Raw genomic sequence first — 25,283 nt, 5'->3', positions numbered from 1 at the left:
ACTCTCCCCACCGCTCCCCCACTGGACGGTTCGGACCGACCGTACACGCGCGAAGCCCCCCACCGTAGGACGGTGAGGGGCTTCGTACGAGAGGAACGCGAACCTCGGAAGGTTCCGGGTCCTAGTACCAGTGGTTGGCCTGCCAGAACGACCAGGCACCGCACGGGCTGCCGTAGCGGCTGTCCATGTAGTTGAGGCCCCACTTGATCTGGGTGGCCGGGTTGGTCTGCCAGTCGGCACCGGCGGACGCCATCTTGGAGCCGGGCAGCGCCTGGACGAGGCCGTAGGCGCCGGAAGACGGGTTGCTCGCCCGATAGTTCCAGGTCGACTCGTGGTTCACGATGTTGCTGAAGCACTGGAACTGGTCGCCAGGAACCATCTGACGGGCCATCGCCTGGACCTCGGCGACGGTGTACGAGCTCTGCGTGGCGAACGCGGAGGCGCTGCGGACCGAGGAGCGGCTGGCGCGCTCGGCCGCTTCCTTCTTCTCCTTGCGCTCCTGCTCCAGCCTGTCCTCGGCCGCCGCCTTCTTCGACTTGGCGTCCTTGGCGGCCTGGATGCGGGCCGCTTCCTCCACGGACTTCTTCGCGGCTGCGTCGGCCGCGGAGGCCTGGGCGTCGGCCTGCTGTGTCAGCGAGGCGGTCTGCACCTGGGCCTGCTGGCCCGCGGGGATGTCTGCGAGCAGCGTGGTGTCGGCTGCGGTCGCCTCGAAGTTGTTGTCGTCGACAGCAGGGGTGCTGCCCGATGCAACGCCTACGACGGCGCCAACGGTGGTCACGGCAGTGGCGGATGCCACGGCGAACCCCCGGACCGAGATCCGGCTCACACGGTGTCCTTCCAGCATCGCCCGCTTAGGTGACCTCGCGGACGCAATCGTGCCCCTGGCGCTGGCCTCCCTACTGCTTGGGTCACGGGAGGCACGGGCCCGGTGGGCGACTCCCCGGAGGAAGCGCCGCGTGGTGCTCGCGGGCGGCATACGGACGGCGTTTGTTGAGTTGTGTGGTGCGTGGCACCTGTGGAGGTGCGGGTGTGCCGTATGCGGGGCCTGACGGAAGCAAGACTCTGCCGGAACGGCACACCGGGAAGCAATTCTCTGTTGCGTGTGAAAGCTCACACCTCGTTTGGCGCAAGTGATTTACGGAAATGGTGCCGCAGCACGGTGCCGCCCGGCTAGGCTACTTCGCCCGCCGGGCGGCACCAACTGTCGCATCCCGTATCAGATCTGGCCTTCCTCCAGCATTTCGGTCACCAGCGCGGCGATCTGCGAGCGCTCGGAGCGGCTGAGGGTGACGTGCGCGAAGAGCGGATGGCCCTTCAGCTTCTCGACCACGGCGACGACTCCGTCGTACCGGCCGACCCTGAGGTTGTCCCGCTGGGCCACGTCGTGCGTGAGCACCACCCGGGAATTCGCCCCGATCCGGGACAGCACGGTCAGCAGCACGTTCCGTTCGAGGGACTGCGCCTCGTCGACGATCACGAAGGCGTCGTGGAGCGAGCGGCCCCGGATGTGGGTGAGCGGCAGGATCTCCAGCATCCCGCGCCCCAGCACCTCTTCGATGACCTCGCGTCCGGCCACCGCCGAGAGCGTGTCGAAGACGGCCTGCGCCCAGGGGCTCATCTTCTCGGCCTCGGTGCCGGGGAGATAGCCCAGTTCCTGCCCGCCGACCGCGTACAGCGGGCGGAAGACCATCACCTTCTGGTGCTGCCTGCGCTCCAGGACGGCTTCGAGACCGGCGCAGAGCGCCAGCGCCGACTTCCCGGTGCCGGCCCGGCCGCCCAGCGAGACGATGCCGACGTCCTGGTCGAGGAGCAGATCCAGGGCGATGCGCTGTTCGGCGCTGCGGCCGTGGATGCCGAAGGCCTCCCGGTCGCCGCGGACCAGGCGCACATTGCCCTCGGCGGTGACCCGGCCGAGCGCCTTGCCGCGTTCGGACTGGAGGACCAGTCCGGTGTGCACGGGAAGTTCGGCGACCTCGGGGACGTACAGCGTCTCCTCCCCGTAGAGCAGGTCGACCTGCTCGCCGGAGAGCGGGACCTCCGACATGCCGGTCCAGCCGGAGTCGGTGATGGCGAGTTCGGCGCGGTACTCCTCGGCGAGGAGGCCGACCGAGGACGCCTTGATGCGCAGGGGCAGGTCCTTGGAGACGACGGTGACGTCGTACCCCTCGGCCTGGAGGTTGCGCGCGACCGCGAGGATCCGTGAGTCGTTGTCCCCCAACCGGTAGCCGGCTGGCAGTACGCCGGGGTCGGAATGGTTGAGTTCGACGCGCAGCGTCCCGCCCAGATCCCCGAGCGGGATCGGGGCGTCCAGCCGGCCGTAGCGGACCCGGAAGTCGTCCAGCAGGCGCAGGGCCTGCCGGGCGAAGTAGCCGAGTTCCGGATGGTGCCGTTTGGCCTCCAGTTCCGTGACCACGACGATCGGGAGCACCACTTCGTGCTCGTCGAACCGGGCCATGGCGTTGGGATCGGCCAGCAGGACGCTGGTGTCGAGAACATAGGTGCGCCTGTCGGGCATGCGGCGCTTTGTGCTGGTCACCACGGAAGGACGTACCCCCTCGGAAGAGGTTGGGGTGCGACGGTGTCGCGGAGCATCCCAATGGGAGAGGACGGACCGGGTTCGGGCCCCGAAGCACGGGCCGGAAACCGGCCCTCCGCGTCGGCCGCGTTGGTCGTACGGTCCTTCGTGTGCAAAGGGCCTCCCGGGCGAGCGGACTCCATGCCGCTCACTGGACACGACGTCCGCCTGGTTTCTGACCGGACGTCGACCTGTCAGGGGTATTCCCTCGAACACGCGAAGCCATGCCGCCCGGAGCGGGCGGGTGAGCTGGGATTTGTGCCCCGGGGCACGTGGGTTCGGGCGCACCGCCCGCGCGGCCGCGTCCGCGGACGCCGGACGGGCCGGGAGCGGTCGCCGCGGAGCCTGCCGGGGGAAGTCAGCCGCCGAAGCGGCGGCCGCGGGCCGCGTAGTCGCGCAGGGCGCGCAGGAAGTCGACCTTGCGGAAGGCCGGCCAGAAGACCTCGCAGAAGTAGTACTCGGAGTGCGCGGTCTGCCAGAGCATGAAACCGGACAGCCGCTGCTCGCCGCTGGTGCGGATGACGAGGTCCGGGTCGGGCTGGCCCCGGGTGTAGAGGTGCTCGGAGATCATGTCGGTGGAGACGATCTCCGCCAGGTCCTCGAACGAGGTCCCCTTGGCGGAGTGGTCCAGCAGCAGCGAGCGGACCGCGTCGGCGATCTCCTGGCGCCCGCCGTAGCCGACGGCGACATTGACCAGTATTCCGTCGACGTCGACCGTGGCCTGCTCGGCCTCCTTGAGCACCGTCTGGGTGTGGGCGGGCAGCAGGTCGAGCGTGCCGACGTGGTGGACCCGCCAGCGGCCGTCGGCCGCGAGGTCGCGCACGGTGTTCTCGATGATCCCGAGGAGCGGCTTCAGCTCGGACTCGGGCCGGTCGAAGTTGTCCGTGGAGAGCAGCCAGAGCGTGACGACTTCCACATCCGTCTCGCTGCACCAGCCGAGAAGTTCCTTGATCTTGTCCGCGCCGGCCTGGTGCCCCTGCGCGGCCGTGCCGCCGGACGCCTTCGCCCAGCGCCGGTTGCCGTCGAGGATGACACCGATGTGCTTGGGCACCTGGGTGTGGTCGAGGCGGGCCTCCACCCGGCGCGCGTAGAGCCCGTACACCAGGTCGCGCAAGTTCACTGAGTCCACCTCTCGGTTCCGTGCGGGGCCCACCCGCCCCCTCTGCCCGGGGTCCGGGGTCGTCCCCCTGGGGATCGCCGCACAGGTCCACAGAGTCCGTCGCCCCGCCGTGCCGTGGCAGTCCCCGAAGCCGCCACATTACTGCGCAGGCGGCGTACCGGCCCAACCCGGCCTGTCACAAGTCCGTGATAAGGAGAGAAACGTGACTGATTCTCCTCTCCACTACCAAGCCGCCGCTTCGCGATACGACTCCATGGAGTACCGCCGCACCGGCCGCAGCGGTCTCAAGCTGCCCGCCGTCTCCCTCGGCCTCTGGCACAACTTCGGCGACGACCGCACACTGGACTCCCAGCGGGCGATCCTGCGCCGCGCCTTCGATCTCGGTGTGACCCACTTCGACCTGGCCAACAACTACGGACCGCCGCCCGGCTCCGCCGAGCTCAACTTCGGCAAGCTGTTCCGGCAGGACTTCGCCCCGTACCGGGACGAGCTGATCATCTCCACCAAGGCCGGTTACGAGATGCACCCCGGCCCCTACGGCGAATGGGGTTCCCGCAAGTACCTGCTGTCCTCGCTCGACGCCTCGCTGAAGCGGATGGGGCTGGACTACGTCGACATCTTCTACTCCCACCGCTTCGACCCGGAGACCCCGCTGGAGGAGACGATGGGGGCCCTGGCCTCCGCCGTCCAGCAGGGCAAGGCGCTGTACGCGGGGGTGTCCTCGTACAACGCGGAGCAGACCGCCGAGGCCGCCGGGCTGCTCAGGGAGATGGGCGTACCGGCGCTGATCCACCAGCCGTCCTACTCGATGATCAACCGCTGGATCGAGGACGACGACCTGCTCGACACCCTGGAGACGGCCGGCATGGGCTGCATCTCCTTCGTGCCGCTCGCGCAGGGGCTGCTCACCGGGAAGTACCTGGCAGGCATCCCGGAGGGCTCCCGCGCCACCCAGGGCAAGTCCCTGGACCCCGGTCTGCTCTCGGACGAGGTGGTGCGCCGGCTGAACGGGCTGAACGACATCGCCCGGCGGCGCGGTCAGTCGCTCGCCCAGCTGGCGCTGTGCTGGGTGCTGCGCGACAGCCGGATGACGTCCGCGCTGATCGGCGCGTCGAGCGTGAAGCAGCTGGAGGAGAACGTCGCGGCGCTCGCCGGACAGCCGCTGACCGCCGAGGAGTTGCAGGAGATCGACACCTTCGCCGTGGACACCGCGGGCACCAACATCTGGGCCGGACGGGGCTGACGGGGCTCACGGGGCGAGCGGTCTTGCGGGGCGCTTTCGCGTAGGCGGTACGCGCCCGGCGCCGCGGCCCGACAAAAAACGGGCCGGTCCGTGGGGGGGGATACGGACCGGCCCGAGGGGGGGTTTCCACCATAACCCTTCGTAAGTGATGGTGGGCGCCACGCCACTCCACAATCACTCTCCGGATTCACCGGACTCCGTTGCGCGCATCACCGGGTTGACGTCTCAGTGCCCGCCGACCGGCTTCACGCAGCCGGTTCCTTCGAGGTATCTGCCGTGCGCCTCGGCCGTGACCAGGCCGTTGACCATGCCGTCCAGCGCGCCCTCGACGCAGATGGTGCCGAGGTCGAGCAGGAAGGTGGTGCGGTGAGGGCCGAAGGTGCCGGTGGTGATCGCTCCGGAGCTGTAGCCCAGTCCGGTGAGGGCCGCCCTGACCTTGGGCTCGGTGGTCCTGCGACCCTCCGCGATCCCGGCCAGACCGGCCTTGACCTTCTCCACCTCGGCATCGCCCCGGGTCCGGTCGGCCGGGGACAGCTCGGCGGTGGACTGGAAGGCGTGGTTCTCCCGGTACTTCGAGGCGTCGCTGCCGTCGACGGGCCCGTCGACGCCGTCGAGCGGTGCCGCGCGGGGCGGGGTCCCCTCGGCCCCCGGCCCGGACCCGGCCCGCTCGGTGCCGCAGGCGGCGAGGGCGGGGAGGAGGGCGAGCGCCGCCGCTGCGGCGAGTATCCGGGCCGTACGTCTCGCGGAGGTCATGGGCCGAGTATGGGACAGGACCTGACCGGATGGGCCGATAGTTTCACCGTCATGACGAGCCGAACCGCAAACGTGACCTGGACCGCCGCGAATGCCCGCCGGATGGCGCGCCAGGGGCTCGCGTCCTCCGGCCGCCTCGGCCCCGCCGAAGTGGTCGCCACGCTGCCGGCCGCGCATGCCCAGGTGCTGTCGGCCGCCGAGCTCTCCGTCGGGCTGCGGACCACGGACGTGACCCGTACCGATGTGCGCGCCGCGCTGTGGAAGGACCGCACGCTGGTCAAGACGTTCGGGCCGCGGGGCACCGTCCATCTGCTGCCGATGGCCGAACTCCCGCTGTGGACGGGTGCGTTGTCCGCGCTGCCGACCGGGCGCAATCCGTTCGCCAAGGATGCCCGGATGACCCCGGAGCAGGTCGAGGCGGTGCTCGCCGCGATCGCGGACGCGCTGACCGGGGCCGAGCTGACCATCGACGAGCTGTCCGACGCGGTGGTGGAGCGGGCCGGTGCGTGGGCGGGGGATCTCGTGATGCCCGCGTTCCAGGGCATGTGGCCGCGCTGGCGGCAGGTGCTGCATCTGGCGGGCCACCGCGGGGTGCTGTGCTTCGCGCCGGATCGCGGCCGCAAGGTGACCTACACCCGTCCCGGCGTCGCACCGCTCGACGGGCCCGGGGCGCTCGCCGGTCTCGTACGCCGCTATCTGCACGCGTACGGTCCCGCGACGCCCGCGCACTTCGCGAAGTGGCTGGCGGCGCCTTCCGGTTGGGCCGGGGAGCTGTTCGCGGGGACGGCCGCGCGCGGGGAGATCGAGCAGGTGACGTACGAGGGCGGCCCGGCCTGGGTGGTGGCGGGTGACACCGGCTTCTCGGCGGAGCCGGTCCGCGGGGTGCGGCTGCTCCCCTACTTCGACGCCTTCCTCATCGCGTCCCAGCCGCGCGAGCTGCTCTTCCCGGGCGCGGCGTACACGCGTGCGCTGGCGGGCGGCCAGGCGGGGAACTTCCCGGTGCTGCTGGTCGACGGCGTGGCCGCCGGGGTGTGGCACCAGCGGCGTTCGGGCCGCCGGATCGCGGTGACCGTGGAACCGCTGACGCCCCTGACGGCCGGGCAGCTGCGGGAGCTGGAGGCGGAGGTGGCGCGGGTGGGGGCGGTGCTGGAGGGGAACGCGGAGCTGACGGTGGGCGAGGTGACGGTGGGGGCGCACGCGTAGGGCGGATGCGGGGGCACGCGGAGAGCGGGGGCGGGGGCACGCGCAGGGGGCTCGCTCAGGTGGTGGCCGGGGCGCCCCGGTGGCCCCGGGTGAAGCGGATCGCCACGGTGTCGCCGCCGATGACCACGAAGCTGCCGCCCTCGCAGCGGATGACGACCTCGCGCACCTGCCCGTTCTCGTCCCCGCGTTCCTCGGTGCGGGTGACCGTCCAGCCGCCGTCGGGCGGCTCCGGCAGGCTGGACACGGTGGCGAACTCCCACTGCCCCGACGGTACGCACCAGTCGGGCAGTCGCGGCCAGGCACCGGGGCCGACGCGCAGCGTCCAGTCGGACGCACAGGTCAGGAGCACCGACTGGCCGTCGGCCAGCAGGAATTCGACGGCCTCCGGCTCCCCCAGCCGTCCTTCCGGCCGGTAGAACACCCCGACCACCGCGATGATCCGCTCGCCCCGGAGCCAGTCGGCCCGTCCCTGCCGCGGGACCCGCGGCGCTTCTTCTTCGTTCCCCACCCTCATGTGCCAGATCCTTCCCCAGGAGTTCACCGACCAGGGTCGCATCATCCGGCCGTGCACGGCGGTTACTGCTCGGTCAGGGCCGGTCCGGTTTGCGTGCCTCGATCAGGAATCGGGTGGTGTGGGCCACGAACGGCCCCTTGTTCTCGATCAGTTGGTGCAGTTCGGCCAGGCGCGGCCGGTACTGCTCGACGGTGAAGCCCGGCACCATCCAGATCACCTTGCGCAGGAAGTAGACGACGGCGCCGATGTCGAGGAACTCGGTGCGCAGTCGCTCCGCCCGCAGATCGACGACCTCCAGCCCGGCCGCCTCGGCGGCCGCGCGTGCCTGCTCGGGGTCGCGGGCGCCGCGCACCTCGGGCGGCTGCGGGCCGAGGAAGTACTCGACGAGCTCGAAGACGCTGGCCGGGCCGACCTGTTGCGAGAAGTACGTGCCGCCGGGGGCGAGCACCCGCGCGATCTCCGCCCACCAGGTGGTCACCGGGTGCCGGCTGACCACCAGGTCGAAGGCGTCGTCGCCGAACGGCAGCGGCGGTTCGTCCGCGTCGGCGACCACGGCCGCGCCGAGCGGGTGCAGGAGCGCGGTGGCACGGGCGACGTTCGGCGGCCAGGACTCGGTGGCGACGGTGAGCGGCGGCAGCTTCGGTACGGAGGCGAGGACCTCGCCGCCGCCGGTCTGGATGTCGAGCGCGGCCCCGGCCCGCCCCATCCGGTCCGCCATGGCGCGGGCGTAGCCCCAGGAGGGGCGTTCTTCGGTGGCCCGGCCGTCGAGCCAGGAGAAGTCCCAGCCGTCCACGGAGACGGTGGCCGCCTCCGAGACGAGGGCTTCGAAGCGGGCGCGCTCCGCTTCGGTGGGCGTCTCTTCGGGTGTTCCGGACATACGGGAATGGTGTCAGCCGGGTGCGGGGCGGCGCGACCGGATTGCGGCGGGGCCGGATTGCGGCGGGGCAGGGGCGGCGGGGTCAGGCGGCCAGGGCGCCGAGCAGCAGGCCCAGCAGCGCACCCGTGATCATGAACGGGCCGAACGGGATGCCGGTCTTGCGCCCGGCCTTCCTCATGACCATCAGCCCGAACCCGTAGACCGCTCCGAGCAGGAACCCGGCGAAGCCTCCGGCGAACACCACCGCCCAGCCGTACCAGCCGAGGGCCATGCCCAGCGAGAGGGCGAGCTTGACGTCCCCGAAGCCCATTCCGTTCGGGTTGATGAGGAAGAGCAGGAAGTAGAAGCCGCCGAGCGCGGCGCCGCCGAGCAGGGCGGACAGCCAGGATCCGGCGTGCTCGGGGAGCAGGGCGGCGGCGCCCAGGAGTACGGCGACGGCCCCGGCGGCGGGCAGCGTCAGCCGGTCGGGCAGCCGGTGGACGCGGCGGTCGATGGTCGCCAGGAGTACGGCGACGGGTGCCATGAGCAGCCAGACGGCCAGTTCGGGGCGGAGCCCGGTGGCCGCCGCGAGGACGGCGCAGGACAGCGCGGTGACGACGGGGACGAGGACGCCGGGGGCGTAGCGCGTGGCGGGCGGCGTGCGGTCCGGCCCGCCGTCCGGCCCGGCGCCCCCGGCGGGTACCGGCACGGCCGCGCACCGGGCGCACCGGGTGGAGCCGAGCCAGCCGCGGGCGGCCCCGGTGAGGGTGTGGCCCTCGGGGCAGGTGTCGCGCCAGGGGTCCTCCGGTTCGACGGAGAACCGGTAGGCGGCGCGCGGGACCAGCAGTCCGGCCGCTGCGCCCCAGAGTGCGGCGAGCACTGTCAGCATGGCGTCCACGGAGCGACCCTAAGCGGGCGCCGGGCACCGGTCATGGGTCCTGGGGCCCACTGCGTACCGTTCCGGACCCAGCGGCGGTCACCTGGCGCTACCTTCATGGCCATGGCTCAATGGCGCAATGGCAACGGCACGTTGACGGTCACCGACGCACAGGGTGGGCAGGGCGAGGAGATCCCGCTGCGGATCGCGGCCTCGTACCGGGCCCGGAGTCGCGGGCTGCTCGGGCAGGACGGGATCGACGGCGCTCTCCTGATCACCCCGTGCGGGAGTGTGCACAGCTTCCGGATGCGGTTCACCATCGATGTGGCTTACCTGGACCGGAAGTTCAAGGTCGTGGCGGTCCACACGATGAAGCCCGGCCGGCTGGGGATGCCCCGGCTGCGGGCCCGGCATGTGGTCGAGGCGGAGGCGGGGGCGATGGAGAAGTGGGGGATACGGCCGGGGGTCCGGGTGGCGATCGTCCAGAGCGGGACCGACCGGAAGTGAACGGCGGCCGGAAGTAGGAAGCAGGGAGCAGACACCCCCAGGGATTACGGGGCAGCCCTCAGGGCCGGAGCTTCGTGCGGGACAGCGGCAGGGCCGGGGCGATCGACCAGAGGACCTCGGCCTCCTCCTCGCCGGGGTTGTCCCAGGCGTGCGCGGCCCGCGCCGAGAACGTCGTCGAGTCACCGGCCTCCAGGAACCTGGGCTCACCGTCCACGCTCAGCCGCAGCGTGCCGCGGACCATGTACGCGAAGACCGTCTCGGCCTCCAGGCTGTACGCACCGCCGGAGCCGCCGCCGGGCCGCAGGATCGTCCGCATGACCTGGACGTGCCGTTCCTCGGCGGGCGTCAGGAGGAACTCCTCGATGCCGTGGCCGCCCATCTCCAGCTTGGCGCCCTCGCCGCCCTTGACGACGTCCTGGTCCGGATAGTCGAAGAGCGTCGCGATGCCGGTGCCCAGGGCCTCGCAGATGCGGATCAGGGTCGGGACGGAGACCGAGGTCTTGCCGCGCTCGGCCAGGCTCACGAAGCCCTTGGTCACACCGGCCGCTTCCGCGACCTGGGCGAGTGTCAGGCCCTGCGCCAGGCGGAGCTCACGCAGCCTCGGGCCGATCGTGGACATGTGACTGTCAGGGGCTTCGGACATGGCGGACACGCTACCCGTCGGGGACGTCACCGTTGGTGGCCGGGGGAACGCGCAGGTCACAAGGGTTACCGGAAGGGTCTTTACCCATCGAGTTTAGTGCTGTAAAACTTGACGAAAGTTTAATGGCGCTAAACAAGGCGTCCCGGCGGGCCGCTGTGCCGCCCGCCTCCGAGCGCCGGCCGTGCCGCGCTCCCCCGCCCCTTCCGCACCACCCGAGGAGTAAGCCGATGAGCTCCCCGTCCTTCCAAGAGAGCACCGCGCGCACCGTGCGCGGCGTCGTCCTGCGCTCCCCGGGCCAGGAGGTGGCCGTCGCCGACATCACCCTGGACCCGCCGGGCCCCGGTGAGGTCGAGGTCGCCGTGACCGCGGCCGGCGTCTGCCACTCCGACCTCCACGTCCTGCGCGGCGAGTGGGACCACCCCACCCCGGTCGTGATGGGGCACGAGGGCTCCGGCGTGGTCACCGCGCTCGGCGCGGGCGTCACCGGGCTGGCGGTCGGCGACCACGTCGTGCTCTCCTGGGTCCCCTCCTGCGGCACCTGCCGCTTCTGCCTCGCCGGACGGCCCGCCGCGTGCAGCCTGGTCGCCGAGGTCGTGGCGCCCGGCGGGGTGCTGTACGACGGCACCAGCCGGCTCTCGGTCGACGGCCGGAAGGCCCACCACTACCTGGGCGTCTCCTCGTTCGCCGAGCGCGTCGTGGTCCCCGCCTCCGGCGCGATCAAGGTGCGCGAGGACGCGCCCCTCGACGTCATCGCCCTGGTCGGCTGCGCCATCGCCACCGGTGTCGGCGCGGTCCGCAACACGGCGGGCGTCGAGGCCGGGGCCACCGTCGCCGTCATCGGCTGCGGCGGCGTGGGCCTGTCCTGCGTACAGGGCGCCCGGCTGGCCGAGGCCGGCCGCGTCGTCGCCGTCGACGTGGTCCCGGAGAAGCTGGAGCTGGCCCGCAGGCTCGGCGCCACGGACACGGTCGACGCCCGCGAGGGCGATGTCGTCGAGGCGCTGCGCACCCTGGTCCCGGAGGGCCTGGACTACGTGTTCGACGCCATCGGCAAGATCGAGACCACCGAGCAGTCCATCGCGGCGCTCGGCCAGGGCGGCGCCGCCGTCATCGTCGGCCTCCCGCCGACCGGCCGCACCGCACGTTTCGACCCGCTGGCGCTCGCCGAGGCCGACCAGCGCATCCTCGGCTCCAACTACGGCTCGGTCGACGCCGCCCGGGACATCCCGGCACTGGTGGACCTCGTGGTGTCGGGCGAGCTCGACGTGGAATCGATGATCTCGGCACGGCGTCCGCTGGACGAGGCGGGCGACGCGCTGGCCGACCTCGCCTCCGGCCACGCCCTGCGCCAGCTGCTGATGATGGAGGACCGGACATGAGCACCGCCGGAAAGCAGTCCACCGCCGCGAAGCCGGCCGACGGCCTGGCCCACCGCTCCGTCTCCACCTTCGAGGTCGGCGCGCAGAGCGTCGCCAACGTCGCGCCCAGCGCCGTCATCGCCTTCGCCCCCGCCAGCATGGCGGCGTCCGCGGGCAACGGCGCCTGGTTCTCCTTCTTCCTGGCCATGGCGGCCGTGCTCGCCATCGCGTACTGCATCTGCGTCTTCGCCCGCAGGCGCGCCGGGGTCGGTTCGCTGTACGCCTTCTCCCGGCTCTCGCTCGGGGCGCCCGGCTCCTTCGTGACCGGGTGGGCGCTGCTCATCGGGGCGGTGTGCATCGGCTCGGGTTCGCTGGCCGGGGCCGGTTACTACACGGCGCGCGCCCTCGACCAGATCGGCATCGGGATCTTCACCGGGATCACCGGTCAGATCCTGCTGGACGTGCTGCTGGCCGCCGTGGCGATGCGGCTGACGATCGCCAGTGTGCGGACGGCCGCCCGGGTCGCCTCGGTGCTGGAGGTCGTGTCGATCGTCCTGATCGTGGTCGTCCTGCTCCCCGCCTTCTTCAAGAGCGGGAACATCATCGACACCGACCAGCTGAGCCTCAGCGGCTCCACCCTCGACGGCATCGTCTTCGCCGTGGTGCTGGGCGTGCTCGGCTTCGTCGGCTTCGAGGGCGCCGCGTCGCTCGGGGCCGAGGCCACCGACCCGTACAAGGCGATCCCCCGCTCGGTGATGGGCAGTGCGGTGCTGGCCGGTGTGCTCTACATGTTCGCCACGTACGCGCAGGTCGCCGGGTTCGGCGGGGCGGACGCGCTGGGCAGGAGCTCCGACCCGATGGACGAGCTGGCGGAGATGTCCGGTCTCGGCTTCCTGAAGTTCTTCCTGCACGCGGGCTTCGCGGCATCGTTCGTGGCCGTGGTGATGGCCTGCATCACCGTCGCCGCCCGGCTGCTGTTCGGCATGGCGAAGGAGGGTGTGATGCCGGCCCGGCTCGGTGTCGCCCACCCCCGCCACCGCACCCCGTCCGCCGCGATCTGGACCATCACCCCGTTCGTCGTCGTCCCCGCGGTGCTCGTGGTCGGCGCCGGAACCGCGCCGCTGAACGCGACGTCGTACATCGACACCATCGGTGTCTTCGGCTACATGCTCAGCTACACCCTGGTGTGTCTGGCCGCGCCGCTGTTCGTACGCCGGATCGGGGCCCGCGGCCTGCTCGTCACCTGGGGCCTGGGGCTGATCGGCGCCGCCGCGATGATCTACGTCTTCTACCGCAACCTGTGGCCGGTTCCCGCCTGGCCGCTGAACGTGCTGCCGTACGTGTTCGTCGGCGCGCTGGTCGTGGGCATCGTCGGCTTCGCCGTACTGCGGGTGCGCAGACCCGAGGTCGCCGAGCGTGCGGGAACGTTCGCGGACGACCTGGACTGACCCGGCCGTACCTCCTTCCCCTCCCCTCCCCCCTCCCCTCCCCTGATGCCCCGTCCCTCCGCTTCCCGCGGCAGGGCGGGGCATCGGCCGTTGGGCCCGAGTTTGGGGCCAAGGGCCCAGGTCACCCGGCTCGTACACCCGTACGCTCACGTCGACCCGAATGCGAACTGCGGGCACAGGCATGGCAAGTGGGCGTCGGAGAGGAAGAACCGTGACTGGTGGCGGGGGCTGGGGAAGCGGAGGCGCGGGCCACATACCGCCCGGGAGCGGGCGTGGCGGATCCGGTGCGAGCGGCGGCGTGTTCTTCGCGCTGACCCGCAGCTGGGCCGCCGGCGCGCTGGTCTACATCGCCGCCGGGTATCTGGTCTCGCGCGGGCTCGTCGAACTGCTGGCCAGCGACGAGCGGCTGGCCGGATTCGGCTGGCGCCTGGCGCTGATCCACGTACCCGCCGTCATCACGACCGTCCTCACGGTCCTGGCCTCCGCGCGCGTCCTGCCCGACGAGTACCGCGAGTCCCGCCTGCTGACGCTCCTCGCCGCCCTCACCGTCCCGCTGGCCGCGCTCGTCTACGGGCTGGCCGTGTCCTGGCATCTCGTGGACGTCGAGGGCACGTTGATGCCGCTCGTCTCGCTGGCCACCGGCGCGGCGGCGGGCCTGGCCGTCGACCGGCTCCTGGACGACCGCGCGGACCGGCCGGAGCCCGCCCCGTACCAGCCGTACTCCTGGCGGGACGGCGGTGCCACCGCCATGGAGTACCTCGGGGTGGTCGTCCTCGTCGTGACGCTGATCGGCGCGATGGCCATGGCCGGCGTCGGCGGGGACATCGGTGAGCGCATCCGCTGCGCGATCAGCTCCATGGGCGGCGGCGGTGGCGGCTGTTCCACCGGCGGCGGGGAAACCACCGCCAAGCCGAAGACGGACGCCGACTACGAGCCCAAGATGTGCCAGGTCTCCAGCATCTCCGACACCGTCGGCGACAAGGTCAAGATCGGCTGGTTCGAGTGGGGCAACGAGTACGGCTTCCAGCAGAAGGTCAGCCAGGCCAAGACCGATGTGAACGAGGACGGCAAGGTCGACGAGAACGACAAGCTGGTCTACATGACGTTCACGGACGCCGCCTCGGCCGGAGCCACCGCCAGCACACCCGGCGTCAAGCTCGGCAAGCTGGGCAAGGCCGATGTGGACGTCGGCGGCGGCATCAAGATCACCAACGGTGACACCTGGGTCTTCAAGAGCGAGGAGGAGGCCCAGAAGATGAGGGACGACATCGAAGAGATGAAGATGTGGGAGACCTCCACCAAGTACAGCGGCGGCTACGGCGGCGGCTGGTACTCCGGGATGAAGTGGGCCGACAAGAAGAAGGACGTCGAGAGCAAGATCGGCGACAAGAAGATCTCGTACTCGACCATCGGTCTCAACGCGTACGCGGACGGCGGCCTCTCCATCAGCGCGGGCGACGAGTCCAAGCTCGGCGCGAAGCTCGGCGGCAAGGCGAAGTTCTCCCCCGAGGTGACCATCACCAAGGACGACGTCAACGGCAACGAGTCGTACACGTACACCGCCAAGCTCGAACTGGAGGGCAAGGTCAGCGGTTCGGCCGGCTCGCTGGGCGGTGCGGCCTCCGCGAAGGACAGCCGGACCGGGGCGGTCACCGTCACCCGTGACCAGAAGACCGGCAAGATCGTCCGGATCGACATGACCCAGACCATCGAGAACGGCTCGACGACCGACAAGGGCGACATCAGCGGCGACAACGGCGAGAAGGGCAAGGACAAGCGCGGCGGCAAGGTCAGCGGTTCCGACTCCTCCGGCGACACCGGCATCGAGGTCCGGACGAACTCGATCGTCTTCGGCAAGGACACCGACCAGGCCACCGAGGACAAGCGCGCCATCGCCGAGCAGTGGCTGGACGGCTCCGGCAACAACACTGCCCCGTTCGAGTACATGTTCGGCGATCATTCGCTGGAGCAGAAGCCGACCGGAACCGACCCCTTCGACCAGCTGATGTACGAGGACGGCCTGTCCAGCAAGATGAAGTACAACGGTCAGACGGACGCCCAGGAGTTCGGCTTCGAGGTCTCGCTCGGCATGAGTCTGGGATTCTCCATCTCCGACGAGCACAAGAAGGAGACACTGGCGGACGCGGAGTTCCTCGGCGCTCCGCAGGGCGACAAGCGCTCGTACCTTCCGTACAGCTACTGCGCGAAGTAGCTGTACGGGAAGCACCGACGAAGAGGCGATAGGCGACAGGCGATGACGACGACCAAGAAGACGTACCGGACCATCGGCGCGACCGCGGCCGCCGCCATCGGCCTCGCCCTGCTCACCGGCTGCGGCGGGGAGAGCGCCGCGCTCCCGCAGGGCTGGGACAAGCTCGACACCAGGAGCCTCTCCGTCGGCTACCCCGGGGACAAGGGCTACAAGGAGCAGCCAGCGGCCGACCGGGCGAAGACCAACGCGGCGGTGGCGCTCAAGGAGGAGGGCGGGCTGCGCACCGGCATGGTCTCGGTGCAGCTCGACTTCGCCACGGGCGTGGACAGTGCCGCCGAGGCGGCGTCCGCGGCGGGCGCCGGCATCGGTCTCGGGGCGACCCGCAAGGAGACCGAGGAGGTGCGGCTCGCGGGTGCGGAGAGCGCCCGTGAGGCGCGTCGGATCGACTACGAGTTCACGTCGAGCGGCGAGGACCGGACGCCGGCGCAGGGCACCCGGATGACGGGGGTCGTGGTGGCGGGCGTCGATTCGAAGGATGTGCCGTTCGCGGTCCGGATCAACGCGGTGAAGGGCTCGCTGAGCGCGCAGGACCTCGACGCGTTCGTCGACTCGATCACGGTCAAGTAGCGGACCGGGAGCGCCCGTTCATGCAGATCCTGCCCGGTGGCACGGCCACGTTCCTGCTGCTGTCCGCCCTGTTCCTGGGTGCGTTCGCGCTCCGGTCCGCGCTGCGGCTGAACCGGGTGCTGCGGCTGGTGCGGCACGGCGAGCGCGCCGAGGGCCGGTGCTCGGACCGCCGGACGGTCGACCGGGGGCCGGGCTCGGAGCGTGGTTACGCCACCGAGTACGTCTTCGCGTTCCGCACCCGCGAGGGCCGCGACATCGAGTTCACCGACCACGCCCCGGGCCCGTTCGGCTTCGAGGTCGGGGCTCCGGTCCGGGTCAGCTACGACCCGGCCGACCCGGCGAAGCGCGCCACGGTGGCCGGGCCGGGGGCGTGGGGTCCGGTGCTGATGCCCGCGGTGTTCTCGCTCGTGCTCGGGGCGCTCGCGGTGGGGCTGCTGCTGGGGTTCGCGGCGATGCGGGGATGGCTCTGAGGGCTGCCCGCGTGCGGCGGCGAGCAGTGCGGCGGCAGGGCCTTTCGTGCCGGTCAAGCCGCGGGTCAGAACCTGTCGCGGTCGAAGGGCTCCGGGAGCGGCGTCAGCGCCCCGGCCGCCCGCAGTCGCGTGTTCGCCTCGACGACCGTCTCGATGGACGGGGACTGCGTACCGCCACGGGTGAGGTCGATGACCAGTCCGCCGTGCGCGGTGCGGACGTACGTTCCGGGCAGGTCGTCGGGGGCGAGGGTGGCGCGGCCGGCGGAGAGGAAGACCGCACGGCCGCAGCGCGGGTCGCTGTTGGCCAGACCGAACCGTTCGGCCACCGCCCGGTACTGGGGCTTTCCGTACACCTGCCCGGCGTCGGTCTCCCAGTGCTCCGCCAGGACGCGCAGGATCTCCGGGGCGCGCCGGATCACTTCGGCGGATTCGTCGACCTCGCGCGACCGGAAGGTGAGGGAGACGGAATGCGGCGCGTGGAGCGACGTGCCGCCCGCGTGGATCGCGAGAGACACGTGCGCCGCTGCGGGATTCCGCGCCCACAACGACGACGTGTAGCCCACCACGTCGAGGTCGGGGCCCGTGTTCGTCCGTTCGATGTACTCCACCAGTGCGGGAACCGAGGGCTCCAGCAAGGGGTCGGAGGCGAGACCTTCCCCGGACTCGTGCCATACGTCGAAGGTCGGGCCGTCGATGTCCCTGAGCGCGGTGAGCGTGCCGGACCAGCGCTCGGCGATGTCCGGCACGGTTTCCCCGCGCGGGCCCCAGAGACCATTGACGACGACGTACAGCACGACACGCTCTCCTCGGGTTCCGGTCCTGCGTTCCGCTGCCCGACCGGCGTTCAGCCCTCCAGGTCGTCAGGGGTGTTGATGACCTTAACGTTGATGCCCCGTTCCTCGAACATCTCGCGCGCCGCTTCGGCGACGTTCGGGTCGGAGAGGTGCCACTCGACCGGTCTGCCGCGCGCCGCGTCGACCTGCCGGGTCGCCTGGGTGGCCCACCGGTCGGCGAGGTCCGGGGCGAGCGTTCCGGTCTCGGCGTTGTAGAACTTCGAGTTCGTGTACCCGTACTTCGCCTCCAGGTAGGTGCCCCGCGAAGCGTCCCAGCCGTCGAAGTCGACCGCCTTGCCCGTGAGCTTGTCCAGCGGCACCTGGTACTCCTTGCCGCGGCCCACCTTGGAGATCTGTTCCTGGTAGCGGGCGCCCATCTCGGTCGGGTAGCTGAAGACGCCCGGCTTGACCTCCGCCCAGTTCCCGTCGCCACCGTCCTTGGCCCCGGTCGGCGGGTCCTTCAGGTCCTTGTACCAGGCCGGCTTGGGCTTGTTCTGGGCCGCTTGCAGCCCCTGCCTCCGCTTGGCCGCGGCGGCGGCCTTCTTCGCCTCGTCGGCCAGTCGCTGGGCCTCTTCGGCGGCGGCCTTGTCCTCCGGGGTGACGTCGTCGCAGTCCTTCGCGAGGAACCCGACGGGTACGGAGACGGGCGGCGCGGCGATGGTGCCGGTGCCCGAGCCGGGCAGTCCGACGCCCGCACCGCTGCCGTACGGGACCCGGACACGACCGCCCATCCCGATGGTGCAGCCCTTGAGGCCGGCCTTCTCGGCGGCGTCGTCGGCGTGCCGCTGCGCTTCCTGCGCGGCCCGCTCCGCGCCGTCGACATCGCCCGCCTTGGCGGCCTTCTTCGCCTTGTTCGCGGCATCGGAGGCCTTCTCGGCGACCTCGCCCAGCTTGCCGAGTTTCCCGAGCTTGCCCAGCTTCCCGAACTTGCCGATGAGCTTGGCCTCGCCGTAGCCCGGGATGAACAGCGAGCCGATGTTCCAGAGGCCGGTGCCGATCGCCTGGCCCTCGTCGCCGTTCTTCCACATGTCACGGACTTCGTCGCCGATGAACATGTCGTCGAGGACCTTGAGGCCGGTGCCGCCGGACGCCTTGGTCCAGTCCCAGATCGCCCCGAGGTAGTCGCCGTCGTCCCACTTGCCCCCGGCGTCCTTGGAGTCCTCGCTCCACTTGTCGCCGAGGCCCTTGCCGTAGTCCATCAGGCCGTTCCACGCATCGACCGGGTGGATGATCGTGCCGATCGTGCCGGTGATGTCGCCCCACAGGCCGTCGCCGATCAGGCCCTCGAAGAAGCCGCCGGTCTGGTGCGCGGCGCAGGAGAAGAACGCGCCGACGCCCGAGGTGCAGCTCTCGTCGGACTTCCCGTCGTCGCCGTCGCCGGAGTCGTCCTGGTCGTCGTCGCCGCCGTTCGGCTCCCCGGAGGTGTCCACGTCGTCGCCGCCGTCGTCGACCTGGACGGCGGGGTCGCCCCCGTTGGAGCCCGCGGAGCTTCCGGCGGCGCCGGAGTCGCCCGGACCGCCGGAGCCGCCCGAGTCGGATCCCGAGCCGCCCGATGCGCCCGATGCGCCCGATGCGCCCGAGGTGCTGGTTCCACCGGCTGTGTCGGTTCCGCCGGCCGTGTTGGAGCCCCCGGCCGTGTCCGACCCGCCGGAGTCCGTGCCGCCGGAGGTGGCCGTACCGCCCGAGTCCGTGCCACCGGAGGCGGTCGTACCGCCGGAGTCCTTGCCGGGCCCCGCCTCCACGTTGCTGCCGGGCGCGGGGCAGGCGCTCCCGGTGAGCCGGCAGATCGCGTCCTGCATGCCGCCGGTCAGCTGGGCGGCGATGCCCGTGACGACGAGCCCGCCGATGAGGGCCACGACCACCAGGATCATGCCCAGGTATTCCATCGCGGTCTGACCTGCGTCGTCCCGACGCCACTTGATCATGCGCGCGATGCTGAACCGCCGGTGTGGCAGCCGCTGTTCGAGGGGCAGGTCGAACCATTCGCGTGAACTCGGCCGGAACAGCAGGACGATGACGGCAATCGGCATCACCAGCTGGGTGACTGCGCGCCCACCGCTGTCCCCGCCGAGGTTCGCCAGTGCGCCGAAGGTGAGCCAGACGTGTACGGCCAGCAGTCCGCGCCAGATCCAGACGCCGCCGGTGCGCGCGTACAGCGAGAGCACGAAGGCGATCACGCTCGGCAGCGCCGCGTACAGCAGCAGCCCGAAGAGCTGGCCGTCGACCTCGTCGACCGCCGACGCCACCGTCAGCACACCGATGCCGCCCAGGGCCGCGGCGGCGAAGAGGAACCGTACGAGGATCAGCACCGCCTGCAACGGGCGCGGCAGGGACTGCCTGCCCTGCCGGCCCACGGCGACGCTCCCGCCCCCGCCCCCGCTACCCGAAACCGCAAATCCGCCTATGCCAGACACGACGAGTCCCCCACCTTGCCGGTGTACGGCCACAGTTCAGCCACTCCACGCATCCGACCACACCGGCACCCATCGGGGCATGGGCCTCAGGACCCAATGCAAGGCTCAAAGTCGGCCCTACTGGACGGGAACTCACTACCGGACGGGAATTCACTGACGGACGGGAACTCACTGACGGACGGGAAGTCGCTACCGGACGGGGACCTCGCTCCCGAAGAGCATCCAGGGCGACTGGTCGTACGAGGCCACCCCGGCGAGCTGCGGCTGCATCGCGGCTATCTCGTGCCGCACGGCCAGCGTGTCGGGCCAACTGTCGAAGAACGTGGTGCCGTTGATGACGACTCCGCTCCAGTCCGTCGCCACGGAGGCACCCTCGCGGTCGACGACGAAGCCGATGCAGAGCACGGAAGCCCGCCCTATCGCCTCCCTGATCGCCCTCGCGGCCACCTCCTGTTCGTCCCGGGCCAGCCGGCCGAACCCGAATTCCAGCGCGACCACCCCGTCCCGCATCCGGCGGATGCGTGCGGGCACTTCGGTTCCGCTGTCCACCCACAGCACGAAGTCGACACTGTCGAGCCGCTGGAGTCCGGCGAGGAGCACGAGCTGCTCCCTGGTCACCCACGACGGAGTGCCGTGCGGGCCGGGCCCCGGGCCGAGCAGTGTGACCCGTCGGGTGACCGGGTGGCTGAGCCGCAGCCCCGCCGCTTCGAGATCGTTGAAGAGCGACTCGGAGTCCGGGCGGCTCCAGCCGAGGTGGTACGAGTAGAAGAAACCGTCACTCATCGACACATCACCCCATGAATGTGTGGAGACAGAGATGGAGACAGATGGAGATAGACAGAGACAGGCCAAGAACAGGTGCAAGCAGTTGCAAGCAAGTGCAAGCAGGTGCAAACAAGTGGCGCGTGCAGCTCCGGGTGTCTGCGGGCACGCCGGACAGGCGCTCGTCCCGGGCGCCGGCGGTTGGCTCACAGTTGGTCGTGCACGAGCGTAATGAGGCCGGATCGCCGGGGCGTGGGCCCACGGACCCAGCGACGGGCCCCATTGGACAATGCGGTGGACAGGGGGCGGCCCATCGCACATCGTGTACGGCGATGACACGCACCGATTCGCCTCCCGCATGGGACGAGCGCACCCAGTTGGCCACCTTCCTCGACTATGTCCGCGCCACCGCGCGCGCGAAGTGCGAGGGCGTCTCGCCGGAGGACGCCCGCAGGGCCCCGCTGCCCGGATCGCCCCTGATGACGATCGCCGGGCTGATCAACCACCTGAGCTGGGTGGAGTACTACTGGTTCGAGGTGGCCTTCCTCGGTGGTCCGGACGAGGGGCCGTGGACCGACGAGGACCCCGACCGCGAAATGCGCATCGCGGTGGACATGCCACTCGCCGACGTGCTTTCGCTCTACGAGGAACGAACCACCCGTTACCGCGAGTTGGTGGCATCCACCAGCCTGGACACACCGGCCAAGCAGCCGCGGCGCGACGGCAGGCACCCCGATCTGCGCTGGATCGTCATGCATCTGATCGAGGAGACCGCCCGGCACAACGGCCACCTCGACGTGATCCGGGAGATCGTCGACGGCACCACGGGCGCGTAGACCCGTCCTGGTGCGACGCGGGAGCGCATCGCCCCTCGCCCCCGCCGCCGGCTATCCGATCCCGGCGACGGCGGGTGCGATGCGCTCCGCGATCTGGTGGGTGAAACTGACCGGGTGCCGGTCGGGCAGCACCTGGATCTCGCTGATGCCCAGGTCCGCGTACGCCTCCGCGTCGGCGAGGAACGCGGCCGGCTTCTCCAGCACCGGGCCGCCGTACATCACGGTCTTCGTGATGGCGTCGTAGTCGCGGTCCTCCGCCTCGCAGTGCGCCCGCAGCACATCGAGTTTGTGGGCCACTTCCTCCTGGTCGGTGGCGAAGAGGTTGCACGCGTCCCCGTAGCGGGCGACCAGGAGCAGGGTCTTCTTCTCGCCCCCGCCGCCGATCATGATCGGCGGGTGCCCGCCGATCGGTTCGGGCACGCACAGCGTCTCGGCGAGCCGGTAATGACGGCCCCGGAACGGGCCGTTGTCGTCGCTCCACATCTGGAGGCAGATGCGGAGCGTCTCCTCCAGCCGTTCGAACCGCTCGGCGACCGGGACCACCGGCACGCCGAGCCCGTACTGCTCGCGCTCGTACCAGGAGGCGCCGATGCCCAGCCTCGCCCTGCCGCCCGACAGCACGTCCAGGCTGGTGACGATCTTCGCCAGCAGGCCGGGGTGCCGGTACATCACCCCCGTGACCATCAGGCCGAGCGTCATCCGTTCGCTCACCGCCGCCACGTAGCCGAGGGTGGTGTACCCCTCCAGCATCGGTTCGTCGGCGACGCTCCGCCCGGTCTCCATCTGGAAGTAGTGGTCCATCACGCTGAAGGACGCGATCCCGGCCTGCTCGGCGACCCGCACCGACTCCGCGAGCGTGGGCGCGATGAGTGCCGGGTCGGCCGGTGTCGAGTAGTTCCAGTAGTGCAGACCGAGCTTCATGTCCGCCCTCCGAAGGCCGAGGGGGCTCGGGCGCGGAACTGCGGCGCCTCGCGGCCGGGGTTTGTCACGCTACGCGAGGCGACACTCATCGGCATGTCGAGCGGAGAGCGGAGAGCAGAGAGCAGAGAGCAGAGAGCAGAGCTTAGTACGATTCCAAAATATCCGAATCCGTATCAACGCTTCCATGCTGGGACCATGGAGACCACGCGCGATCCGGCCCACGTGACCGGGAAGGGGTCCGACGCCTGGTCGGCCACGATCGGCGAGCAGATGGAGACGGAGCGCGCGCTCCTGGCCCCGCTGAGCGAGGAGGAGCGGGAGCAGCTCGTGGTCCTGCTGCGCAAGATCGCCTCGGCGGCGGAGTCCGACGGCCCGCCGCTCATGCCGCCCCCGACTGAGCCCCGCACCGCGTACCGCGTGCCGCGCGCCGCGCGCCCGCACACGCACACGTACACCGATCGTTCACGGCAACCGGGCACCACGGCTTGGATACCTCAACTATCTTGCTCCCGTGGAACAGTTGACCGCCGAAGATCCCCAGCACATCGGCCCCTACCGTCTGATAGCCCGGCTGGGCGCGGGCGGCATGGGCCTGGTGTACCTCGGACGCTCCGAAGCCGGACGGACCGTGGCCGTGAAGGTGGTGCAGGCCGAACACGCCCAGCACCCCGAATTCCGCAAGCGGTTCACGCGTGAGGTGGCCGCCGCCCGCCTGGTGGGTGGGACCTGGACGGCGGCCGTGCTCGACGCCGACACCGAGGCCCGGGTGCCCTGGGTGGCGACCCAGTACATCCCCGGGCCCGACCTGACCACCGTGGTCGCCAAGGACTTCGGACCGCTGCCCGAGCACTCGGTCCGCACCCTCGCCAACCGCCTGGCCACCGCCCTGCAGTCGGTGCACGGCGCGGGCCTGATCCACCGCGACCTGAAGCCCTCCAACGTGCTGGTGACGGTGGACGGGCCACGGGTGATCGACTTCGGGATCGCGCGGGCCATGGACAGCCTCGCCGGGGACAGCCTGCACACCCGTACCGGAATGCTGATCGGCTCCCCCGGCTTCATGTCGCCCGAGCAGGTGCGCGGCCTCGAACTCACCGCGGCCAGCGACGTGTTCTGCCTGGGCGCGGTGCTGGTCTACGCCGCCACCGGCCGCCTCCTGTTCGGTGCCACGGAGACCGGTCTGAACGCGCACCTGTTCCGCATCGCGGAGGAGGAAGCGGACCTGACCGGCGTACCGGAGTCACTCGTCGACCTCGTACGCGCCTGTCTGCACAAGGACCCGGCACAGCGGCCCACACCCGCCGACGTGGTCGCCCGCACGGCCGGTGACCAGGGCGGCGAATGGCTGCCGGGCTCGGTGCTCGCCCAACTCGGGCGGCATGCCGCCCAATTGCTGGACTTCGCCCCGGAGACGAGGAGCGCTCAGCCGGACCCGCGCGTCCCGGCCCAGCCGCAGTACGCCGACCGGCCCCAGCCACTCCCCCCGCATCCCGCGTACGCCCCGACGGCACCGGCGGACCGCCACCCGTCACCGGGGTTCGGGCCGTCCCTGAGCAAGGCGCCCGGTGGCCTGCCGACGGTCCCAGTCCCGCCCGGAGCCCCGGCTCCGCACCCCATGCGGTGGTGGGGGCTGGGGATGGCCGCGCTGGCCCAGCTGCTGGTGCTGATCGGCATGTCGATCACGAACACCGCCCTGCCGGCCATCTACATCGATCTGGGCGCCTCGATCGACGGCCTACGCCTGTACTCCACCGCCTACACGCTGGCCTTCGGCTTGCTGCTGCTGCTCGGCGGGCACCTCTGCGATCTCCTGGGCCGCAAAAAGGTGTTCGTCATCGGCTCGGCCGGTCTCGCCCTGGCCTTCGTGATCAGCGGACTGGCCCCCAACGCCGACCTGCTCATCGTCGCCAGCGCACTCCAGGGCATGTCCGCCGCGCTGCTCTCGTCGTCCGCGCTGGCCCTGGTCTCCGCCGGATTCAGCGACCCGAAGGAACGCGGCAGGGCCTTCGGCATCTACGCCGCGGTCGCCGGCGGCGGACTGGCGTTCGGTCTGTTCGCGAGCGCCACGCTGATCGACAGCCTGGCATGGCGCATGTGCATGTACGCCATCGCCGGGATCGCGCTGGTCATCGCGGTCTGCGCGGCCCCCCTGGTGCACGACCCGCACCCGGTCCGCACCCCCGCCCGTCTCGACGCACCGGGCCTGGCGATCGGCTCCGTCGCGCTCATCGCCCTCGCCTTCGGCTTCGACAGGGCCCAGGCGACGGGCTGGACCTCCCTTCTGACCCTGATCCCCCTCATGGGCGGCGCCCTGTTGCTCCTGGCCTTCGGGTGGCAGCAGACCAGTTCTCCCAACCCGCTCGTCCCGGTGCACGTGCTCAGGGACCGTAGCCGTGCGGGCTCTCTCCTCACCCTGTTCTTCCTGGGCCTGAGCCTGTTCGCCGCGTTCCTGATCCTGAACAGGTACATCCAGGGCGTCATCGGATTCCCCCCGAGCGGCGCCGGTACGGCCCTGCTGCCCATGGCCGGCGCGGCCGTCCTCGCCGCCACCCAGGTCGCCGCCCGGCTGTGCCACCGGGTGGCGCCCCGCAACCTGATCGTGCCGGGCCTGCTGCTGACGGCGGTCGGCCTGGCGGTCCTGACCGGGATCGACGCCGACAGCACGTTCACCGCCCAGGTGCTGCCGGGCACACTGCTCATCGGCTTCGGCTCCGGACTGGCCCTCACCCCGCTGTTCACCACCGTGACCGGCCAAGTCGCCGCGCAGGACTCCGGCGGGACCTCGGCAGCGGTCCTCGCCGCCCAGAACCTGGGCAGCTGGGCCGCCTGGCCCCTGTTCGTCAGCGTCCTCGCCTCGGCGATCTCCGCCCGGCTGACCAATTCGCCGGACGTTCCCACCGCTCTGGTCGATGCGGCCAAGACCGGCTTCCCGATCAGCCGGTCGAACCTTCCGGACACGCTTTCCCGCACCGTAGACCGGATCAACGCGGCGGTGGTGGAGGGGTACTCCGTAGCCCTCTGGTGGACGGTCGGCCTCACCCTGCTGGCGGCCGTGCTCGCCGGTCTGCTGATCACGGCCAGGGCCCCCAAGGAGTGACCCGGGCGAACAGCCCC

The 25,283-nt window shown here is 71.0% G+C and carries 22 protein-coding genes; 10 read left to right on the top strand and 12 right to left on the bottom strand.

The features are described 5' to 3' along the window. Nucleotides 1–121: 121 nt before the first annotated feature. From ACFYY1_RS08615 to ACFYY1_RS08605, 3 genes are all read right to left on the bottom strand, one after another. The gene (locus ACFYY1_RS08615; RefSeq protein WP_388582592.1) at nucleotides 122–826 is read right to left on the bottom strand and encodes a transglycosylase SLT domain-containing protein; all 705 of its coding nucleotides are present in this window, start codon (nucleotides 824–826) and stop codon (nucleotides 122–124) included. Between the two features lie 390 nt (nucleotides 827–1,216). Further along, nucleotides 1,217–2,539: a PhoH family protein gene (locus tag ACFYY1_RS08610; protein WP_360919198.1), complete on the bottom strand. Its 1,323-nt coding sequence runs from the start codon at nucleotides 2,537–2,539 to the stop codon at nucleotides 1,217–1,219. 394 nt (nucleotides 2,540–2,933) lie between these two features. Further along, entirely contained in the window at nucleotides 2,934–3,695 is a 762-nt protein-coding gene (locus ACFYY1_RS08605) for an isoprenyl transferase (protein WP_388582589.1), read from the bottom strand. Between the two features lie 202 nt (nucleotides 3,696–3,897). Between ACFYY1_RS08605 and mgrA the strand changes: the two genes are divergently transcribed. Further along, the gene (mgrA, locus tag ACFYY1_RS08600; protein ID WP_388582586.1) at nucleotides 3,898–4,938 is read left to right on the top strand and encodes an L-glyceraldehyde 3-phosphate reductase; all 1,041 of its coding nucleotides are present in this window, start codon (nucleotides 3,898–3,900) and stop codon (nucleotides 4,936–4,938) included. A gap of 225 nt (nucleotides 4,939–5,163) precedes the next feature. On the opposite strand, the gene ACFYY1_RS08595 is transcribed toward mgrA, so the two are convergent. Beyond that, nucleotides 5,164–5,691 carry a hypothetical protein gene (locus tag ACFYY1_RS08595; protein ID WP_388582583.1) on the bottom strand — a complete coding sequence of 176 codons (528 nt, stop codon included), beginning with the start codon at nucleotides 5,689–5,691 and terminating at the stop codon, nucleotides 5,164–5,166. A 51-nt stretch (nucleotides 5,692–5,742) separates the two neighbouring features. On the opposite strand from ACFYY1_RS08595, the gene ACFYY1_RS08590 reads away from it, so the two are divergent. Then, nucleotides 5,743–6,894 (top strand): winged helix DNA-binding domain-containing protein, encoded by a 1,152-nt coding sequence (locus tag ACFYY1_RS08590; RefSeq protein WP_388582580.1) that lies wholly within the window; start codon nucleotides 5,743–5,745, stop codon nucleotides 6,892–6,894. Between the two features lie 55 nt (nucleotides 6,895–6,949). On the opposite strand, the gene ACFYY1_RS08585 is transcribed toward ACFYY1_RS08590, so the two are convergent. From ACFYY1_RS08585 to ACFYY1_RS08575, 3 genes are all read right to left on the bottom strand, one after another. After that, nucleotides 6,950–7,408, bottom strand: coding sequence for a hypothetical protein (locus ACFYY1_RS08585; RefSeq protein ID WP_388582577.1), 459 nt, complete (start codon nucleotides 7,406–7,408; stop codon nucleotides 6,950–6,952). 73 nt (nucleotides 7,409–7,481) lie between these two features. Continuing rightward, complete coding sequence (locus ACFYY1_RS08580) at nucleotides 7,482–8,285, bottom strand: class I SAM-dependent methyltransferase (protein WP_388582576.1); 804 nt, start codon at nucleotides 8,283–8,285, stop codon at nucleotides 7,482–7,484. An 82-nt stretch (nucleotides 8,286–8,367) separates the two neighbouring features. Continuing rightward, nucleotides 8,368–9,162, bottom strand: coding sequence for a prepilin peptidase (locus ACFYY1_RS08575; RefSeq protein ID WP_388582573.1), 795 nt, complete (start codon nucleotides 9,160–9,162; stop codon nucleotides 8,368–8,370). 96 nt (nucleotides 9,163–9,258) lie between these two features. On the opposite strand from ACFYY1_RS08575, the gene ACFYY1_RS08570 reads away from it, so the two are divergent. Then, on the top strand, nucleotides 9,259–9,648 hold the full coding sequence (locus ACFYY1_RS08570; protein ID WP_388582570.1) for a DUF192 domain-containing protein: 390 nt from the start codon (nucleotides 9,259–9,261) through the stop codon (nucleotides 9,646–9,648). Nucleotides 9,649–9,706: 58 nt separating this feature from the next. Here ACFYY1_RS08570 and ACFYY1_RS08565 read toward each other — a convergent pair whose 3' ends face one another. After that, nucleotides 9,707–10,291 (bottom strand): XRE family transcriptional regulator, encoded by a 585-nt coding sequence (locus ACFYY1_RS08565; RefSeq protein WP_356082533.1) that lies wholly within the window; start codon nucleotides 10,289–10,291, stop codon nucleotides 9,707–9,709. Nucleotides 10,292–10,518: 227 nt separating this feature from the next. On the opposite strand from ACFYY1_RS08565, the gene ACFYY1_RS08560 reads away from it, so the two are divergent. The 5 genes from ACFYY1_RS08560 (at nucleotide 10,519) to ACFYY1_RS08540 (ending at nucleotide 16,403) form a co-directional block, all read left to right on the top strand. Then, a complete protein-coding gene (locus tag ACFYY1_RS08560) occupies nucleotides 10,519–11,667 on the top strand; it encodes a Zn-dependent alcohol dehydrogenase (protein WP_388582568.1) in 1,149 nt (382 codons plus the stop codon). After that, entirely contained in the window at nucleotides 11,664–13,094 is a 1,431-nt protein-coding gene (locus ACFYY1_RS08555; protein ID WP_388582565.1) for an APC family permease, read from the top strand. Before ACFYY1_RS08560 ends, ACFYY1_RS08555 begins: the two co-directional genes overlap by 4 nt. Nucleotides 13,095–13,305: 211 nt before the next feature. Continuing rightward, nucleotides 13,306–15,306 carry a hypothetical protein gene (locus tag ACFYY1_RS08550; protein ID WP_388582563.1) on the top strand — a complete coding sequence of 667 codons (2,001 nt, stop codon included), beginning with the start codon at nucleotides 13,306–13,308 and terminating at the stop codon, nucleotides 15,304–15,306. Nucleotides 15,307–15,348: 42 nt separating this feature from the next. Continuing rightward, a complete protein-coding gene (locus ACFYY1_RS08545) occupies nucleotides 15,349–15,933 on the top strand; it encodes a hypothetical protein (RefSeq protein ID WP_388582561.1) in 585 nt (194 codons plus the stop codon). Nucleotides 15,934–15,953: 20 nt separating this feature from the next. Further along, nucleotides 15,954–16,403 (top strand): DUF3592 domain-containing protein, encoded by a 450-nt coding sequence (locus ACFYY1_RS08540; protein WP_388582558.1) that lies wholly within the window; start codon nucleotides 15,954–15,956, stop codon nucleotides 16,401–16,403. A 65-nt stretch (nucleotides 16,404–16,468) separates the two neighbouring features. On the opposite strand, the gene ACFYY1_RS08535 is transcribed toward ACFYY1_RS08540, so the two are convergent. From ACFYY1_RS08535 to ACFYY1_RS08525, 3 genes are all read right to left on the bottom strand, one after another. Continuing rightward, entirely contained in the window at nucleotides 16,469–17,197 is a 729-nt protein-coding gene (locus ACFYY1_RS08535) for an Imm52 family immunity protein (RefSeq protein ID WP_388582556.1), read from the bottom strand. Nucleotides 17,198–17,247: 50 nt separating this feature from the next. Further along, a complete protein-coding gene (locus tag ACFYY1_RS08530) occupies nucleotides 17,248–19,590 on the bottom strand; it encodes a Tox-REase-5 domain-containing protein (RefSeq protein ID WP_388582554.1) in 2,343 nt (780 codons plus the stop codon). Nucleotides 19,591–19,839: 249 nt separating this feature from the next. Then, entirely contained in the window at nucleotides 19,840–20,433 is a 594-nt protein-coding gene (locus ACFYY1_RS08525) for a hypothetical protein (protein ID WP_388582551.1), read from the bottom strand. Nucleotides 20,434–20,744: 311 nt separating this feature from the next. On the opposite strand from ACFYY1_RS08525, the gene ACFYY1_RS08520 reads away from it, so the two are divergent. Then, nucleotides 20,745–21,248, top strand: a complete 504-nt coding sequence (locus tag ACFYY1_RS08520) for a DinB family protein (protein WP_388582549.1) — start codon at nucleotides 20,745–20,747, stop codon at nucleotides 21,246–21,248. A gap of 51 nt (nucleotides 21,249–21,299) precedes the next feature. Here ACFYY1_RS08520 and ACFYY1_RS08515 read toward each other — a convergent pair whose 3' ends face one another. Next, nucleotides 21,300–22,169, bottom strand: a complete 870-nt coding sequence (locus tag ACFYY1_RS08515; protein ID WP_351261535.1) for an LLM class F420-dependent oxidoreductase — start codon at nucleotides 22,167–22,169, stop codon at nucleotides 21,300–21,302. Between the two features lie 511 nt (nucleotides 22,170–22,680). On the opposite strand from ACFYY1_RS08515, the gene ACFYY1_RS08510 reads away from it, so the two are divergent. Next, complete coding sequence (locus ACFYY1_RS08510) at nucleotides 22,681–25,266, top strand: MFS transporter (protein ID WP_388582546.1); 2,586 nt, start codon at nucleotides 22,681–22,683, stop codon at nucleotides 25,264–25,266. Nucleotides 25,267–25,283: the final 17 nt, after the last annotated feature.

The sequence above is a fragment of the Streptomyces sp. NPDC001890 genome, from assembly GCF_042891445.1.
Lineage (GTDB): Bacteria > Actinomycetota > Actinomycetes > Streptomycetales > Streptomycetaceae > Streptomyces.
The sequence above is the reverse complement of the archived record's forward strand: the minus strand, read 5'-3'. Positions and strand labels throughout refer to the sequence as shown.

Bases quoted from the DNA above. Each gene is read 5' to 3' on its own strand.
- ACFYY1_RS08595 (WP_388582583.1), bottom strand. From the start codon at position 5,691: ATGACCTCCGCGAGACGTACGGCCCGGATACTCGCCGCAGCGGCGGCG.
- ACFYY1_RS08590 (WP_388582580.1), top strand. From the start codon at position 5,743: ATGACGAGCCGAACCGCAAACGTGACCTGGACCGCCGCGAATGCCCGC.
- ACFYY1_RS08585 (WP_388582577.1), bottom strand. From the start codon at position 7,408: ATGAGGGTGGGGAACGAAGAAGAAGCGCCGCGGGTCCCGCGGCAGGGA.
- ACFYY1_RS08580 (WP_388582576.1), bottom strand. From the start codon at position 8,285: ATGTCCGGAACACCCGAAGAGACGCCCACCGAAGCGGAGCGCGCCCGC.
- ACFYY1_RS08570 (WP_388582570.1), top strand. From the start codon at position 9,259: ATGGCCATGGCTCAATGGCGCAATGGCAACGGCACGTTGACGGTCACC.
- ACFYY1_RS08565 (WP_356082533.1), bottom strand. From the start codon at position 10,291: ATGTCCGAAGCCCCTGACAGTCACATGTCCACGATCGGCCCGAGGCTG.
- ACFYY1_RS08560 (WP_388582568.1), top strand. From the start codon at position 10,519: ATGAGCTCCCCGTCCTTCCAAGAGAGCACCGCGCGCACCGTGCGCGGC.
- ACFYY1_RS08555 (WP_388582565.1), top strand. From the start codon at position 11,664: ATGAGCACCGCCGGAAAGCAGTCCACCGCCGCGAAGCCGGCCGACGGC.
- ACFYY1_RS08545 (WP_388582561.1), top strand. From the start codon at position 15,349: ATGACGACGACCAAGAAGACGTACCGGACCATCGGCGCGACCGCGGCC.
- ACFYY1_RS08540 (WP_388582558.1), top strand. From the start codon at position 15,954: ATGCAGATCCTGCCCGGTGGCACGGCCACGTTCCTGCTGCTGTCCGCC.
- ACFYY1_RS08525 (WP_388582551.1), bottom strand. From the start codon at position 20,433: ATGAGTGACGGTTTCTTCTACTCGTACCACCTCGGCTGGAGCCGCCCG.
- ACFYY1_RS08520 (WP_388582549.1), top strand. From the start codon at position 20,745: ATGACACGCACCGATTCGCCTCCCGCATGGGACGAGCGCACCCAGTTG.
- ACFYY1_RS08515 (WP_351261535.1), bottom strand. From the start codon at position 22,169: ATGAAGCTCGGTCTGCACTACTGGAACTACTCGACACCGGCCGACCCG.